A 17,305-nucleotide genomic window follows, 5' to 3' on the forward strand; every position below is an offset into this window, starting at 1 on the left:
CGGGGGCGTTGTGAAAAGATTCACCCACTCAACCGGAGGCACTCCTGATTTTCAAGAGTCTGACATCGCGGGTCATCGTGCTCTCCATCTGTCTGCTCGTCTTCGGTATCGGGACCTTCGCCTTCCTGACGCTTCGGCGCGAGCAGATGCAGCTCGTCAATTCCGCTCGCGAATCGAGCGAACTCCTCTTGAACACCATCGAACGCTCCCTCTACAACTCCATGAGGATCGGCAACACCGAGGACGTGAAGGTGATCCTGGAGATGGTGGGGCAGAGCGAGAACCTGGTGGGGGTGCGCATCTTCCATCCCCACGGGGTCATCCTGAAGTCCTCCAACCCCAACGAGGTCGGGCGGGTGGTCGACGAGCGCGACTACAAGCTCTTCCTTGACAACAAGCGCGAAGGCGTCTTCAACCTTGACGGGCACGGCGAGGTGCTGGGGATGGTTAAGCCGATCTACAACGACCGTCAGTGCAACCTCTGCCATGGTTCCAAGAGCCGGATCATCGGTCTTTTGAACGTCAATTACTCCCTGACCGAGACACGGAACCGGATCGTGGAACTGACCAAGCTCTTCGTGATGTCCACCGTCGCCATCATCGGCTTTCTCTCCCTTGCCATCTCGCTGGTCATGCTGAAGTTCGTCAAGAAGCCGTTAACCCAGCTTGCCAAGAACATGGCGCGCGTGGAGGCGGGGGATCTCTCGGTGCGCATGACCCCCGAGGGGAAGGACGAAATCGGGCGCCTGATCGTCTCCTTCGACTCCATGGTGGATCGGCTGGACCGGGCCAAGAAGGAGCTGGAGAACTTCCATTTCCAGCAGATGGAGCGCGCCGACCGCCTCGCCTCGGTGGGAGAGATGGCCGCCGGCATCGCCCACGAGATCAAGAACCCGCTTACCGGCATCGCCGCCGCCATCACGGTGCTCAAAGACGACTTCGCCCCGGAAGACGGCCGCATCCAGATCATCGGCGAGGTGCTGGAGCAGATCTCCCGGCTGGACAAGACGGTGAACGACCTGCTCTTCTTCGGCAAGCCCACCGTCGCCGAGCCGACCTGCACCGACATCAACTCGGCGCTCAAAAAGATACTGGTCTTCGCCTCGCAGCACCGTGGCGGCAAGAACATCGAAAAGCGCCTGGAACTGTCCGAAAATCTCCCCACCGTCTATGTGGACCCGAAGCAGATCCAGCAGGTCTTCCTGAACCTGTTCCTGAACGCGGTCCAGGCGATGCAGGCTGGGGGGACGCTCACCGTGAAGAGCGGGCTGGCCAAGGTCGAGGGGGTCGACATGGTGCAGGTGCGGGTGACCGACACCGGCCAGGGGATTCCGCCGCAGATCCTGGAGAAGATCTTCACCCCGTTTTTCACCACCAAGGCGCAGGGGACCGGTCTCGGCCTCGCCATCAGCCACCGCCTCATCGAGCAGCACGGCGGGAGGCTTTCCGTGGTGAGCCAGGACGGAATGGGAACCACCTTCACCGTGGAACTCCCCGCCTACTGCCCCGGGCAGCCGGGGTACTCCGGGCCTGACGCGCCCCCCCCGACGGTGTGCCAGTAAAGAGCGCCAGCAGAAACGACAACAACCGGTCCGCCACCGGATCAGTTGCAGCGGGAAATAACCTTAAGGAGCCGGAATGCGCAAGATAAAGATTATGGTCGTCGATGACGAGCACCTGATCCGCTGGTCTTTGGAGCAAAACCTGAAGAAGCAGGGATACGAAGTGGTCACCGCGGGGACCGGCGAAGACGCGCTCCGTCTGGCCCGCGAGGAGCAGCCCGACCTAGTGCTTCTGGATTACCATCTTCCCGGGATCAACGGTCTGGAGGTCCTGCAGCGGATCAAGGAGCTCGACGAGGACATCCTGGTCATCATGGTGACGGCGCAGGGGGGGCTGGAGACGGCCGTCAACACCATGCGCCACGGCGCCTATGATTACATCAACAAGCCGTTCAACCTGGACGAGATGGCGCTGGTGATCCGCAAGGCGCTGGAGACCTCGGAGCTGCGCCGCGAGGTGGTGCAGTTAAGGAGCGAGCACAAGAAGCAGGGACCGCCCACAATCCTGGGTAATTCCAAGCACATGAAAAACGTGCTGGAGATGATGGCCAAGGTCGCCAAGAGCGACGCCTCCACCGTGCTGGTGCAGGGGGAATCGGGAACCGGGAAGGAGTTGGTGGCGAAGTACATCCACTACGAGTCAGCCCGGGCCGAAAAGCCGTTCGTGGCCATCAACTGTGCGGCCGTACCTGCCACCCTTCTGGAGAGCGAGCTTTTCGGCCACGAGAAGGGGGCCTTTACCGATGCGAAGAACTCCAAGAAGGGTCTTTTCGAGCTGGCCGACGGCGGGACCGTGTTCCTTGATGAGATCGGGGACATGGAAATCGGGATGCAGGCGAAGCTGCTCCGCTTCCTGGAGGACCGGACCTTCCGGCGCATCGGCGGCTCGAAGATGATCCCGGTCGACGTCAGGATCGTCTCAGCGACCAACAAGGACCTCCTGAAGGCGATCGAGGACAAGAGCTTCAGGAACGACCTCTACTACCGGCTCCAGGTGATTCCGATCTTCCTCCCCTCGCTGCGCGAGCGCAAGGAGGACATCCTGGTGTTGGCCAACTACTTCATCGAGGTCTTCTCCAAGGAGTTCGGCAAGCCGACCAAAGGGATCTCCAGCATGGCGGAGAAGCTCCTGGTGGAATACAACTGGCCCGGCAACATCCGCGAGTTGAAGAACGTCATCGAGCGCGCCATCATCCTGGGTAACGACGAGAACCTCCTTTTGGAGAACCTGCCGCTGGAGATCGTCGCCAAGGCGAGTCAAGTCACCGTGCCGCTCACCACCTTCAAGCTCCCCCCCGAGGGGATCGACATCGAAGAGGTGGAGCGCGAGTTGATCAAGCAGTCGCTGGAGATGACCGACTATAACCAGTCCAAAGCCGCCAAGAAGCTGAACCTGGGCATCGACGCCTTCCGTTACCGGATGAAGAAATTCGGGTTCCTTAAGTAGTTAGCCGATAAACTTCGATCTATCGCTGCTCTGCTACCGTTGAGCTTCGGCGGAAAGTCCCCCTTTACACGTCCCCGCCCCCGGAGGGGGAGGGTCAGGGAGGGGGCCTCCTGTTCATCCCCCCTCCCGACCTCCACCCTCCGGGGGAAGGAGAGTTGGGAGAAGAGGGCGCACGCGTCGGGGGCAATCCGTACATATACAGGCCTTACCTGCAGCACCTGCAACAGCGGCGAGCACCCGAACGGGAGCCCGCCGCACTCAATTTCCCCCCCCCGGGGGATGCAATGGAGGTTGGAGGTAACTCCGCGCACCTGCCGGTGCGAGGCCGCAAAGAACCGCTGGTGCGACGCATGAGGATGAGAGAGCTGTCAAACCCCGAATCCGACCGTCGAAGCATCCTGCGATGGGGAGGCCTCGCCGCGTCCCTTGCCCTTTTTCTCGTGGCGCTTCTGGCCCCGGCGCGCCCGGCCTCCTCGTCCTATCTGGAGTTGCCTCCAATACCTGCCGCATCCGCGCCTCAAACCGCAGCACCCTCCCCACCTGCCGCATCCGCTTCCCAAGCCGCAGCGTCGCCCGCGCCTGCCGACGCCGTCGGATTCCAACTCGCCCCCGCGCCGCGGGACGCTGAAACCGCACGTTTTCGCAGCCAGTTCCGCGCCGAGTACCCCATCGAGCCTTGGACCGCGCTCGGCGACCTTACGCCCTCGTTCGTCCTGCAACAGGGGGAGTACGGCGGCCGCGGCTACGCCGTCCTTGCCGAGATGGGGGACATCCGCATCAAGCAGACTCCCAACACCCTTAACGAAGCCGCCGGTCGCGGCGGTCGTTTCGCCCTTCTTACCGGCAACTCAGGCAACACCGCGAAACTGGAGACCTTCGCCGCCTCCGGCCAGCACGGCGCCACACACGACGACCTGTTGGTGGGTGCGACGGGAGAACTCTCTCTCATGGGGGATAGCGCCCGGTTCAAGACCATCCTTTTGAGCGGCCGCAGGTCCCTGTACAGCGAGGGGCGCTGGCCGTCCGGCGCGGAAAAGGGTGACGTGCTGGGGCTGGTCGCCGCCGTCGATCCCTTCGGCGGCAGGCTCGCAGCCGAGGCGGAAATCGACTACTCGAGCTACGACGGCGACACGACTGACGAGACCGCGGCCACGCGCGACTCCGCCCGTCGGCTCAAAGTAGGGGGAGGATGGGGCGCCAGCCGCTACAGCGCCCTCTATGAGCGAACCGGCCCGCGCTATCGCCTCCTCACCGGCTGCGGCCCTGAGAGGGACACGGAGGGGGTAAGCCTCGGGTTCGGACACGCCTTCGAGCTCCATTCCTTCGACGTCAAGCTCTCCCGTTACAACGACAACACGGAAAAGAACGACCTGTCGCCAAGGCTCTACCGGTACGAGGGGCTGGTGGACTACCACTTCAAGGTGTTCAGCAAGCTGCAGCTTTCGCTGCAATACAAGAAGAGATTCGTCGACAGCACCAAGGAACCTTTGGGGTATCTCCCCAAGGAGGTGGAAGAGGATGCGGTCTCTGGGCAGCTTAACTACCTGACGGGAAGATGGGATCTGGGGCTTAGGGGTGGGGTGTCGCAAAGGACCGACAAGCTGCACCGGCAAAGGGAGTCGAGCACCGAGAGCATCGGCTTCCTTACCAAATTCAGCGCGGCAGGCGTGACCGTTTTGCCGGATCTCTCCCTGAAGCGGGTCACGGATTACAGTTCCAGCCAGCGCACCGACCAGTATGCGGTGAACCTGGGGCTGAACGGGACCCTGTTGGAAAAGCGGCTCGACTACGAGGTGAAGGGGGGGTACAAGCAGGAGCGAACCGGCGTCCCCGGGACCGGGAAACAGGTGGTGGGAGCCAAGGTGAGGGCGGCCTATCCGCTGGCGCGGCTTTTCAAGTGGTTTCATCCCCCTTCACTGGGGGTGAAGGGGGAGTTCAAGGAGATCAACGACCGCGGCGCCGACAGCAGGGAGAGCGATTTCTCCCTGCTGATCTCGCTGGACGGCGGAAACTTCTTGTAAAAGCAGATTAAGAGTGAAACAGATTAAGATTAAGAGAAAGCGGCAGACAAAGGCCTTTAGTCTTGATCTCAATCTTAATCTTAATCTGTTTTATCTCTGGTCTTTTAGATCTTCACCAACTCGTACTTCCTGCTTCCCATGCCGATCTTCTCGGCGTGCTCCAATTGCACTTCCCAATCTATCTCGGGGTGGACGCCGCGGAACTTGTCGCCGCCGGGCTCGTGCCCGCTGGCAAGTGCGGTGTCCTGGTTGCCCCGCGCATTGTTGACCAGGTCGGCACAGGCCTGGTCCAGCGCTACCGGGTCTGCGGAGGCGCAGATCCCGATGTCGTTGACGATGGGGGCGTCGGCGTGGCCGTAGCAATCGCAGGCGGGGGAGACCTGGGTGATGAAGTTGAGGAACAGGGTCTTACCCTTCTTGCCGTGCAGCGCCCCTTTGGCGTACTCCGCCATCTTGCGCATCACGAGCGAGGCGCTTTCGTTCCACTGGATGTTGATCGCTTTTCTCTGGCAGGCGGTAATGCAGCGGCTGCAGCCGACGCAGGCCGCCGGATCGATCTGGGCCTTTCCCTCGATGATGGCGATGGCGGCGTGGGCGCACGACTTCAGGCAGGCCTCGCAGCCGTTGCAAAACCGCTCCCCCACCTTGGGCGCCACGGTCGAGTGCTGCTGCATCTTGCCGGTGCGGCTGGAACAGCCCATGCCGAGGTTCTTCAGCGTTCCCCCGAAGCCGGTCAGCTCGTGGCACTTGAAGTGGGAGACGGCGACAAGCGAATCCGCTTCGAGGATCTCGGCGCCGATATTCACCGTCTTCAGTATCTCGCCGTCCACCTGGACGTCTTTCGCGTTATGCCCCTTGATGCCGTCCAGCATGATGAGCGGCGCGCCCACTACGGCGTAGGCGAAGCCGTTCTCGATGGCACAAGTCAAGGCCGAAACCGCCTCCTTGCGCTCGCCGGGATAGAGCGTGGAGGAGTCGGTGAGAAACGGCTTCCCCTGGCAACCCTTGATCTCGTCCACCACGCGGCGCACGAAGATGGGGCGCACGAAGGTGTGGTTCCCCCTTTCGCCGAAATGGACCTTGACGGCGACCAGGTCCCCCGGCGCCACGGCGTCCTCGACTCCCGCTTCCTTCATGAGACGACCGATCTTCGCGAACAAATTCTCGCGCGCCCCTGCCCGCATATCGGCGAAAAACACCTTGCTGCTCATCGTTCAACCCCTCCTTAAGTCCCCGGCAAATTCTCAGCCGGCTGCCCGAAGTTTTAATGATTGCGATTGGTATCACATATTAGGCGCCAATTCAACAGTCGCCAAGTTTTTCTTGCCGTGGCCGTAAAATATGTTATTTATTAAAAATTCTGACCGGACCAGGTAAGGAATAAAGGCGAAGAGCCGCCAGTAGCGGCATTACATCCGGTTCCGGTTCAGGCTGCGGGTGATGTAATGATCCTCGCACCATTAAGAAGCCGGAACCTTTAGCTCTCCAAGCTCCTCGGAAGAGGAAGGGGGCAACATGGAAGAGACAAAAATCAAACTGGAAAAGGGAGTGCGGATGATTGAATGTGATGAGCGCGAACTCTGGATCCTTGGGCTCGGGGACAGGGTCGAGAGGGGGGCCGTCGTGTGCAGTTACCTGGCCGAGGGAGGGCACCGCGCCAGGACGGCGAAGGTTTCCGAACTGGCCAACTGCACTCCGAAGGCGGTTCTGCTGGATCTTTCCCCGTGGTCGGACGACGGGTGGGGTGTGCTCCTTGCCCTGAAGGAAAACCCCGAGACGCGGGAGATCCCGATCCTCCCCATGTACCTCTCGGAGATAGGGCAGGTGGGGGCCGTGTTCCCGGTAGCCGGTTTCTTCACCCTCCCGATCGACCAGAAGTACCTGGCCAAGAAGCTCAAGCAGTTCGGTCTCACCGACGAGTCGGACGATTACGATCTTCAGGTGATGATGGTGACCCGCAAGGGGGAGGAGGATGTCCAACACGCTATAACAAAACTCGGTTTCGAGGTCGTCAACGCCTACACCGGCAAGGAGGCGGTGGCGCTGGGGACCATCGTGCACCCTTACATGATTTTCTGCGCGCTCATGCTTCCGGACCAGGCTTCCTTCGAGCTCCTGGAGCGCTTCCGCCTCTACCCGCAGACCCGCAACATCCCCTTCTTCGTGCTCTTGAAGGGGGCGATGAAGGAAGGAGAGCGGATGGCGATGAGCCGCAGCATTGAACATCTGGTGCGCAAGAGCTGGCTCAGCCGTCAGGAGTTCCTCGCCTACTTCAAGAGGGGCAAGGAATAAAGTAAAGGCTCCCCACCCGTTTTGAACCACCCCCCAAGGGGGTACGGCATTTCACCGTACCCCCTGTTTTTTTGCCGATGAGCCACCGAATCCCAACCACCTTCCTGCTTGACATCTCATGATATTTGGAAAGAATTAGCGTCTGTTAATAAATACGAGCAGGAGCTAGCGACCCTTTCGCACCCTTTAGCTATACCGAGGCCTTGCGAAACGGGACCGCACATGGAGGCGTCATGGCAACGACAACGAGCGATTACCTGGTGCAGCGGCTTTACGATTGGGGGGTGCGGCGGGTGTACGGCTATCCTGGCGACGGGATCAACGGCGTCATGGCCGCTCTGCGCAAGCAGGTGGAGCGCGTCGAGTTCATCCAGGCGCGCCACGAGGAGGAGGCGGCCTTCCTCGCCTGCGCCCATGCCAAGTTCACCGGCGAGGTCGGGATCTGCATCGCGACTTCCGGACCGGGCGCCATACATCTCTTAAACGGCCTCTATGACGCGAAACTCGACCACCAGCCGGTGGTGGCAATCGTGGGGCAGCAGGGGACCACGGCGCTGGGGTCCGATTACCAGCAGGAGGTTGACCTCATCTCGCTTTTCAAGGACGTCGCGCACCACTACGTGCACATGGCGAGCGATCCTTCCCAGATCCGCCACCTGATCGACCGGGCCATCCGGATCGCCCTCGCGGAGCGGACCGTGACCTGCGTCATCCTCCCCGACAACGTGCAGGAGATGGAGGCGGTGGAGTCGCCGGAGCGAAAACACGGCACCACCTTCACCGGCCTTGGCTTCAGCCGGCCCGACGTGACGCCTGCGCGCGACGACCTGGCACGGGCGGCGGAGGTCTTGAACGCGGGCAAGAAAGTCGCGATGCTGGTAGGCGCCGGGGCGCTGGGCGCTTCGGACGAAGTTGCCATCGCCGCCGACATCCTCGGTGCCGGAGTCGCCAAGGCGCTCCTAGGCAAAGCGGTCGTCCCGGACGATCTCCCCTTCGTCACAGGCTCCATCGGGCTTTTGGGTACGAAGCCCAGCTGGGAGATGATGATGGAGTGCGACACGCTCCTCATGGTCGGCAGCGGCTTCCCGTACTCCGAGTTCCTCCCCAAGGAAGGGCAGGCGCGCGGCGTGCAAATCGACATCAGCCCGCGCATGCTGGGGCTGCGCTACCCCATGGAGGTGAACCTGCAGGGGGATAGTCTCCTTACCCTGAGGGCGCTGATTCCGCTATTGGAAAGAAAAAGCGACCGCGGCTGGCGGCAGGGGATAGAGAAGAACGTCCGCGAGTGGTGGGAGATCATGCAGGCGCGCGCCATGCTCTCGGCCAACCCGATCAACCCGCAGCGCCTTTTCTGGGAGCTCTCCTCGCGCCTCCCCGACAACTGCATCCTCACCTGCGACTCGGGCTCGGCGGCCAACTGGTACGCCCGCGACGTTCGCATCCGCTCGGGAATGATGGCGTCTCTGTCCGGCGGGCTCGCCACCATGTGCCCCGGCGTCCCCTATGCGACGGCGGCGAAGATAAACCACCCGGACCGCACGGTCGTCGCCATGGTGGGAGACGGCGCCATGCAGATGCTCGGCATCAACGGGCTCGTCACCATCTCCAAGAACTGGAAGAGCTGGAGCAACCCGCGCCTGGCGATCCTGGTTCTGGACAACAAGGACCTGAACCAGGTTACCTGGGAGCAGCGGGTCATGAGCGGCGACCGCAAGTTCAGCGGCTCCCAGGACATCCCTCCCTTCCCGTACGCGCGCTACGCGGAGATGCTGGGGTTGCAGGGGATCGAGCTGGACGACCCGCAACTGATCGGGGCCGCCTGGGATCACGCACTGAACGCGGACCGGCCGGTGGTTATCGACGCGCATTGCGACCCGGACGTGCCGCCCCTTCCTCCGCACATCACCTTCGAGCAGGCCAAGGGCTTCATGTTCTCCCTGGCCAAGGGGGACCCCAACCTAGGCGGCATCATCAGCCAATCGGTGAAGCAGATGATGTCGACCCTGCTGCCGCGAAGAGAAGAGTAGCCGACGGGGAGGCGCCATGGCAGCGGATGCGAAGATAGAGCAGGTTGAAGCGCAGGCCTACAGGATCCCGACCGAAGACCCGGAAAGCGACGGAAGTTACCGCTGGACCTCGACCACTCTCGTAACGGTGCATATTCAGGGCGGCGGCGCGCGAGGGTTCGGCTACAGTTACGCCGACGCAGCCGCCGCTACCCTGATTACCGGCAAGCTCGCCCAGATCATCAGCGGCCGAAACCCCGTCGATATCCCCTGCTGCTGGCGCTTGATGCTGGATGGGGTCAGGAACCTGGGCGAGCCGGGAATAGCCATGCTCGCCATATCCGCAGTGGATGCGGCGCTTTGGGACCTGAAGGGGAAGCTCCTGGAGCTTTCCGTAGTGGACCTCCTGGGGGTGGCACGGGAGGCGGTAACGGCCGCCGGCGTTTCCTGGTTCGAGGAGCCGGTGGTCCATCACGACTTGGAGGGGCTCAGGATCTTGCGGGACCGGACCCCGGCAGGCATGGAGATCGCAGCGGGAGAGTACGGCTTCACCCTCCCGTACTTTCGCCGCATGTTACAAGCGGGCGCAGTCGACGTGCTGCAGGCGGACGCCACGCGCTGCGGCATCACCGGTTTTCTCCAGGCTGCGACCCTCTGCGAAAGTCATCACCTACAACTTTCGGCGCATTGCGCCCCCTCGCTGCACATCCACCCCTGCTGCGCCGCTCCGACCCTGCGGCACCTGGAATACTTCCACGACCACGCAAGGATCGAGAGCATGCTCTTCGACGGCTTCATTCAGCCGGTTGAGGGGAAGCTCGCGCCAGACCGCAGCCGTCCCGGCCTCGGTATCGAACTGCGGGAGGGAGAAGCCAGCCACTTCAGGTTCTGACCCCGCGCACTATCAAACAAAGGAGTCCTGCCATGCCCCAACCTGAGGAGAACGAGATATTCGTCGCGACCCAACTGAATCCGGGAGCGCTGGAGGCCGATCTCAGGTACGCGCTGGACGCCGAGGTCCGCTTCGACGCGGGAAGCCGCGCCCTCTACGCGACCGACGCCTCCAACTACCGCCAGATCCCCATCGGGGTGGTGCTTCCCAGAACCACCGAGGCGGTGATCAAGACCCTGGAGATCTGCCATCGCCACGGCGCCCCCGTGGTTTCCCGCGGCGGCGGCACGGGGCTCTGTGGCCAGACCTGCAACGTGGCCGTCGTCATCGACCACTCGAAATACCTGAACCGGATACTGGAACTCGACCCAGAGAAGGGGTTCGCCTGGGTGGAACCCGGGGTGATCCTGGACCAGCTCAGGGAGCAGGCGGAGAATTACCATCTCACCTTCGGGCCCGACCCCGCCACGCACACCCACAACACCCTGGGTGGCATGATCGGCAACAATTCCTGCGGCGTCCATTCGGTCATGGCGGGGCGCACGGTAGACAACATCCTGGAACTGGACGTAATCACCTACGACGGGGTCCGAATAACGGTGGGAGAGACGACGGACCTGGAACTCGAGGAGATCATCGCCCAGGGGGGACGACGCGGGGAGATCTACGCCGGTCTCAAATCGATACGGGACCGGCAGGCTAAGAGGATACGGGAGAGGTATCCGAAGATCCCGCGCCGGGTTTCGGGCTACAACCTGGACGAGCTGCTCCCGGAGAACGGCTTCAACGTGGCGCACGCCCTGGTCGGGACCGAAGGGACCTGCGTCACCATCTTGGCGGCGAAGGTGCGCCTGGTGCACAGCCCCCCCGCCCGCTCCATCCTCTTGCTGGGCTACCCCGACGTCTACTCAGCAGGCGACCACGTGCCTGAGATCCTGAAGTTCGAGCCGGTGGGCCTGGAAGGGCTGGACGATCTCCTGGTGAAATTCATGCAGAAAAAGAAGCTGCACCCGGAGGACATCGAGCTGCTGCCGCCGGGAAAAGGGTGGCTCCTGGTGGAATTCGGAGGCGAGACGGAGGAGGAGTCGGACCAGAAGGCGAAAGACGCCATGGAGGCGCTGAAGAAGCTGAAAGACCCTCCCAGCATGAAGCTGTTTATCGACGAGAAGGAAGAGAAGAGGATCTGGGAAGTCAGGGAGTCGGGTCTTGGCGCGACTGCGAACGTCCCCGGATTCCCCCTTAGCTGGCCCGGGTGGGAGGACGCGGCGGTGGCCCCGGACAAGATCGGCGGCTACTTGCGCGAGTTCCGCAAGCTTCTCGACCGGCACGGGCTGAACGCTTCCCTCTACGGCCACTTCGGCGACGGCTGCATCCACTGCCGCATCTCCTTCGACCTCTTCTCCGCGGAAGGTGTGGCCAACTTCACCTCTTTCCTCGACCATGCCTCCGACCTCGTGGTCAGCTACGGCGGCTCCTTTTCCGCCGAGCATGGGGACGGTCAATCCAAGGCGCTCTATCTGCGCAAGATGTACGGCGACGAATTGATCGAGGCCTTCCGGCAGTTCAAGGGTCTGTGGGATCCGCAGTGGAAGATGAACCCGGGAAAGGTGGTGGACCCGTACCACCCGGACCAGAACCTGAGGCTCGGGGTGACTTACGACCCCTGGCAGCCGGAGACCCGCTTCCGCTTTCCCACAGACGAGACCAGTTTCGCCAGGGCGACCTTGCGTTGCGTCGGAGTAGGGGAGTGCCGCCGGACCCACAACGCCTTCATGTGCCCGAGTTTCCAGGCGACCAGGGAGGAACAGCACACGACCCGCGGTAGGGCGCACCTTCTCTTCGAGATGTTCCGGCGCGATTTCATCAAGGACGGCTGGCGAAGCGTAGAGGTGCGCGATGCGCTGGAACTATGCCTCTCCTGCAAGGGCTGCAAGGGGGAGTGCCCGGTCAACGTCGACATGGCCGCCTACAAGGCGGAATTTCTCCACCATCACTACCACAACCGCCTGCGTCCCCGCCCCGCGTATTCCATGGGGCTCTTCGGCATCTGGGGGCGGCTCGGCGCCGGCATGCCGCGGCTTGCCAACCTGGTGAGCCACGCCACGCTGCTGTCGGGGGTGGTGAAATGGATCGGCGGCATCGCCTCCCAGCGGAGCATGCCCACCTTCGCTCCCGAGAGCTTCACCTCGGCCTACCGGCGCCAAGAGAAGCAGCCTGAGCAAAAGGGGAAGGAGGTGGTCCTCTACCCAGACATCTTCAACGACTGCTTCTACCCCGAGATACTCCACGCCGCCTGCGAGGTGCTGGAGCGTTTCGGCTACCAGGTGATCGTACCCGACCAAAATCCGCCGGCGGTGCGCCCCCCCATGGATTACGGGATGCTCGACTACGCCATGAAGCGTATGGAAGAGGTGATCGACCAGTTGAGCCCGTACGTGCGTAGGGGGATTCCGGTGGTGATTCTGGAGCCGAGCACGGCGGCGGTCTTTCGCGACGAGCTTCCGGAACTGCTGCCGGAACACCAGGACGGAAAGCGGCTGACAGCGCACACCTTCCTCATGAGCGAGTTCGTGCTGCGCGAAGGGCTGACGCCGCCGAACCTCCCCGGCAAGGTGCTGCTGCAGGCGCACTGCCACGAGAAATCGGTGTTGAGCCTGCACGCGAAGGCTGCGCACGAGCTATTGGCGAAGATGGGGCTTTCCGTCGAAGAGCCGGAAAAGGGATGCTGCGGCATGGCGGGATCGTTCGGTTTCGAGAGCGGGAAGTACGAGGTCTCAATGAAGATAGCCGAGGCCAACCTGCTGCCGGCGGTGAGGGAGGCGGGGGCGGAAACCTACATCGTCGCCGACGGTTTCAGCTGCCGCACCCAGATCCAGCAGGGGGCAGGAAAAAGGGCCCTGCACACGGCGGAACTGCTGCATCTTGCCTTCACCCGCACCCTCCTCCCACCTCCAGCAAAATGACCCATTCAACAAAAAAGGGGGACAGGCTACTTTTCCAAAAGAAAAAGTAGCCTGTCCCCTTTTCACTCTTTTTACCCTTTGGATCCAGCGGGGGGGCGGCAATAGGGACCATGTACCCCGCGGAACTGCTGCAGCTGCCACTTTACCCGCGCCTTCTACGAAAAGGGGACAGGCTACTTTTTAAAACAATAAAGTAGCCTGTCCCCTTTTTTTACGTTCTACCTGTCGGCACTCTCCAGTCGAACCCCGCATATTCTAGCTGGTAGGATTCCGGATGCTCCCGGATGGGTCGTCCGGCTGACTCCCCGAGGAAGCCGGCGACGAAGACCGCTACGTCGTGGGGGCTTTTGCCGAAGTCGTCGTACCACTTGAAGATTCGCGACAGCACCAGCACCTTGCGCTCCGCGTCGACCTTCGCCTCCCGCTCCAGAAAACTCCGTACGGCGGCGTTGAGGTCGGCATCCAGGCTCTCCGGGCGGAGCGGGGTCATAGGCGCGGAGGAGGCCGTCCCGGTGCAGATGGCGCAAAGAAAGCGCGGATCGCTGAGCCGGATGGAGTTGGCGAGGCGGGGGTCGCCGGCCGGAAGGGGAGGGATGAGCCAGCCGGGGGAGGGGCGGTTCCCCCTCAGGATGCCGTGCAGGATGATGTCGGCGGTGAAGAGCTCGTCTCCTATCCGGCAACCCAGCCGACGGTAAAAGCGAGGTACTTCCCGCACCGATTCCTTCACCCGCAGGGAAAGCACCCCGTGCAGGACCAAAAGGTTGAAGAGATTGCACCAGAAGGAGATCTTCTCCTGCCGCTCTTGCAAGCGCGCCAGATCGAACCACCGCAGTTGGGCCAGCATTTTCCCCACCCGTTTTGCCAGGTCGCCGCTCCCGTCTTTCCCGTAACCTGGATGGCAGCCCCCCTCCCGCACTACCTCGTCTACCAACTCCGCTAAAAGGACCGGATCGAATCCCGCCTCCACCTCTTTCTCCTCCTCCTGCAACAGGAGGTATTGCTGCTGCTTAGGGTTGCGGCGCAGCTCCCCGCTCACGTTGGTGACCATGGTGGCCGCGGTGATGTAGGCCTCGTGGCTGAAGGCCTGGGGGAAGTTTCCCAGCTGTTCCTGCCAGATGGGATCGTACTCTTCGGCGAGGAGGTGCAGCGAGCCTGCAACCTCTTCCACCTTATTCAGCAGCAGCTCCGCCTCCTCCAGCTCGTGCTGGTTGGCTAGGTTCGTGATGAGCCACAGGGTGCAGGCGAGGAAAGTCCCTTCCCGTCCGGGTAACCCGTCGTCGGCGTGGTAGCGGTAGATGAATCCGTTGTAGGATAGGTCGAGCCGGATCGCCTCGACAGTTGCCAGCATGCGCGGGTCCTCGTAGGGGATGAAGCCGTTCATGGACATGAGCAGGGAGCTCGCGTCCAGCGCGTCGGTCTCGTAATGCAGCACGAAAGCCTGTCGCTGCGCGCTCCAGCCGTGCTGCATCACGTCGTCGCGGATCTCGTCTCGCGTCCGCTCCCAATCTTCGCCGGGTTGACGCCCGGTCCGCGCCGCGATGTTAACCCCCCGGTCCAGCGTGATCCCGCACATGGCCTTCGAGTGGACGTAGTGCCTGGGGTCGCTGCGCATCTCCCAGATGCTCCAATCCGGTTCACGCCAGTGATGTTTGGCGAATTCGCACATGAGCCCGAGCCCGTGCCACATCTCCTCGGTGACCTCGCGGTCGAGGCTCACCAGGTGGTCGGCGCCCATAAGGACATGACCGTAGATGCTGAACTGCTTCTGGGTAGCCGCCCCGTTGCCTATGCGGACCGGCTTCGAGCCGCGGAATCCCTCAAGGTGTCGCAGTTCGAATTCGTTCAGATTTGAGGAGCCGTCCATCCGATACATCACCTGCAGCTCGTTCTGCTTGTTCTTGACGATGACCTTTTCGATCCAATCGAGGTATTGCTCCGTTTCGTTGACGTGTCCCACCTCGAAGAGCGCGGCCAGGGCCATGGAGGTGTCGCGCACCCAGGAATAGCGGTAATCCCAGTTGCGCACCCCGCCGATGGTCTCGGGAAGCGAGGTTGTCGCCGCCGCGGCCATGGTCCCGCGCGGCTGGTAGGTCAAGAGCTTCAGCGTCAAAAGCGAGCGGATCACCTGCTCGCGGTGCGGCCCAAGATCGTTGAAAAAACCGGTGCCGCTCCCGTACAGCCAGTTGCGCCAGAAATCGAGCGTCTCCACCAGCACCCTCTCGGCATCAAGCTCGGAAAACCGGTCCGGCTCCGACCTCCCGTAATAAAGCTGCAGGGCGATCCGCTCCCCCTCATGCAGTTCCCAGGTCCCTTCTGCGTGCCCGTTGTTAAGCGTAAGCTTGCCGGAGGTGCAAAGCCGCAGCTGTTCGCTCCCCGACGCGGCCAGGACACACTGCCCGGGGAGGATGGTGAACTCCGGCCTCCCCCTGCCGTAGTCGAACCTCGGGTCGAAGCTGACCTTCACCCGGACCCGGCCGCGGTCGACCTGCAGCAGGCGCACCAGCAGAAACTCGTGGGGTTGCGGCTCCCGGTCCGACGGCGGCGGCACCTGCATGAAATCGGTCAAGGTGTAGCTTCCGCTGCGGGTGCGGAAGCGCCCCGCGAGGATGTTGGAATCCTCCAGGTAGCCAAGGACCGAGTCCCACTCCCCCTCGGGGGTGATGGAGAAGGAGCCCCCGTCGTCGGCGTCCAAAAGCGCCGCGAAGACGCTGGGGGAGTCCAGGTGCGGCAGGCAGAGCCAGTCGATGGCTCCGTCATTCCCGATGAGGGCGACCGAGTGCATGTTGCCGATGATCCCGTAGTCGCTGATCTTTTTGTACATGGCCTCTGCCTCCCATGCCGCGGCGCACCATTTGCGCCGTCACCTGCCACCTAGCGGTTGCGCCTGGCTTTCGCGCCTAGCGCCGCCCCGGCGGCAAGCCCCGCCGCTATCGCACAAAGCGCCCATCTGTTCTGCACCAGCCAGACCTGGGGCGAACTTCCCTTCGCCCGATCATCGAAGCTACCGTGCGCGCCGAAGGGGCCGGGTACGCTCTCCCAGAGGTTGGAGGGGCGGTTTGGGTCTTCCGGTTCACCGGTTTGTTGTGAGCGGTAGCCGGTTCTCCCGAGGTACAAGTCGGCGAAGCCTGCCACCAGCTTGTTCCCCCACATCGCCTTCACCGTCGGCATACCGACGTAGATCTCGCGGCGGCGGTGGTGCGAGGCCCAGAGGATGGCGTCGGCGGCTACCTCCGGCTGGAAGATCGGGGGGACCGGCTGCGGCTTGTTGGGGAGCCTCGACTTGACCCAGGCGAACTGCGGGGTGTTCATGGCGGGAAGCTGCACCATGGTCAGGTGCACCCGGCTTTTGCTGTGGATCAGCTCGCAGCGGATCGAGTCGGTGAAGCCGCGCATGCCGTGCTTCGCGCCGCAGTAGGCGGACTGCAGCGGGATGCTCCGCTCCGAAAGCGCGGATCCCACCTGGATCACCATCCCCCGGTCCCGCGGCAGCATGCGCTTCAACGCCGACATGGTTCCGTGCACCGCCCCCAGGTAGGTCACCTCGGTCACCCGCCGGAATTCCTCGGGCGTCATCTGGTCGAAGGGGGAGAAGACCGAGGTCATGGCGTTGTTGACCCAGACGTCGATGGGGCCGAATTCCTGCTCCATCTGCGCCGCCGCCTGCTCCACCTGCTGCGGGTCGGCGACGTCCGCTACCAGTACGACCCCTTTCCCCCCCAGCCTTTCGACCTCGGCGCGGGCCGCCTCCAGCCGCTCCCGGTTCCTGGCGATGAGCCCGATGCAGGCATCCTCGCTGGCGAAGGCATGGGCGATGGCGCGCCCGAGTCCCGCGGACGCCCCGGTAATCACCACGTTTCTCGTCTTCGAGTCCGTCATAGCTACCTCCGTTTCCGTCTCTTAGGATCCCGACAGGGTGCCGCTTTGGGGCGCGACAGCACGACAGCGGCAGTCTCTGCCGTCCCGGGAACGACAGATAGAATACCTTATGTGAATTTGTTAATCCAGCTGGCCGGGGTTATTCATTTGTCCAAATGCCGAAGTCGGAGGGGGAAACAGGCAGAAACAGGGATAGGCAGAAACAATGAGGAAGAAACAGCCAGCGTCCCATGAGGATCAGGGGGA

General features: G+C 62.6%; 10 protein-coding genes. 7 read left to right on the plus strand and 3 right to left on the minus strand.

All coding sequences use genetic code 11. The features are described 5' to 3' along the window. The first annotated feature begins 77 nt into the window (after nt 1-77). The 3 genes from GBEM_RS01420 (at nt 78) to GBEM_RS01430 (ending at nt 5,030) form a co-directional block, all read left to right on the plus strand. Nucleotides 78-1,562 (plus strand): two-component system sensor histidine kinase NtrB, encoded by a 1,485-nt coding sequence (locus tag GBEM_RS01420; RefSeq protein WP_012528721.1) that lies wholly within the window; start codon nt 78-80, stop codon nt 1,560-1,562. Nucleotides 1,563-1,638: 76 nt separating this feature from the next. Further along, a complete protein-coding gene (locus tag GBEM_RS01425; protein ID WP_012528722.1) occupies nt 1,639-3,009 on the plus strand; it encodes a sigma-54-dependent transcriptional regulator in 1,371 nt (456 codons plus the stop codon). A gap of 284 nt (nt 3,010-3,293) precedes the next feature. Then, nucleotides 3,294-5,030, plus strand: a complete 1,737-nt coding sequence (locus GBEM_RS01430) for a hypothetical protein (protein ID WP_012528723.1) — start codon at nt 3,294-3,296, stop codon at nt 5,028-5,030. Nucleotides 5,031-5,134: 104 nt separating this feature from the next. Here GBEM_RS01430 and GBEM_RS01435 read toward each other — a convergent pair whose 3' ends face one another. Further along, on the minus strand, nt 5,135-6,241 hold the full coding sequence (locus tag GBEM_RS01435; protein WP_012528724.1) for a DUF362 domain-containing protein: 1,107 nt from the start codon (nt 6,239-6,241) through the stop codon (nt 5,135-5,137). Between the two features lie 304 nt (nt 6,242-6,545). On the opposite strand from GBEM_RS01435, the gene GBEM_RS01440 reads away from it, so the two are divergent. From GBEM_RS01440 to GBEM_RS01455, 4 genes are all read left to right on the plus strand, one after another. Beyond that, on the plus strand, nt 6,546-7,322 hold the full coding sequence (locus tag GBEM_RS01440) for a response regulator (RefSeq protein WP_012528725.1): 777 nt from the start codon (nt 6,546-6,548) through the stop codon (nt 7,320-7,322). Nucleotides 7,323-7,555: 233 nt separating this feature from the next. Next, nucleotides 7,556-9,349 (plus strand): thiamine pyrophosphate-requiring protein, encoded by a 1,794-nt coding sequence (locus GBEM_RS01445; protein WP_012528726.1) that lies wholly within the window; start codon nt 7,556-7,558, stop codon nt 9,347-9,349. Nucleotides 9,350-9,365: 16 nt separating this feature from the next. Then, a complete protein-coding gene (locus GBEM_RS01450) occupies nt 9,366-10,220 on the plus strand; it encodes an enolase C-terminal domain-like protein (RefSeq protein WP_012528727.1) in 855 nt (284 codons plus the stop codon). A 32-nt stretch (nt 10,221-10,252) separates the two neighbouring features. Next, entirely contained in the window at nt 10,253-13,183 is a 2,931-nt protein-coding gene (locus GBEM_RS01455) for an FAD-binding and (Fe-S)-binding domain-containing protein (protein WP_012528728.1), read from the plus strand. A 211-nt stretch (nt 13,184-13,394) separates the two neighbouring features. On the opposite strand, the gene GBEM_RS01460 is transcribed toward GBEM_RS01455, so the two are convergent. After that, nucleotides 13,395-16,004: a glycoside hydrolase family 15 protein gene (locus tag GBEM_RS01460; RefSeq protein ID WP_012528729.1), complete on the minus strand. Its 2,610-nt coding sequence runs from the start codon at nt 16,002-16,004 to the stop codon at nt 13,395-13,397. A 50-nt stretch (nt 16,005-16,054) separates the two neighbouring features. Beyond that, nucleotides 16,055-17,059 (minus strand): SDR family oxidoreductase, encoded by a 1,005-nt coding sequence (locus GBEM_RS01465; RefSeq protein ID WP_012528730.1) that lies wholly within the window; start codon nt 17,057-17,059, stop codon nt 16,055-16,057. Nucleotides 17,060-17,305 lie beyond the last annotated feature (246 nt).

It is taken from the genome of Citrifermentans bemidjiense Bem (assembly GCF_000020725.1).
GTDB classification, from domain to species: domain Bacteria; phylum Desulfobacterota; class Desulfuromonadia; order Geobacterales; family Geobacteraceae; genus Geomonas; species Geomonas bemidjiensis.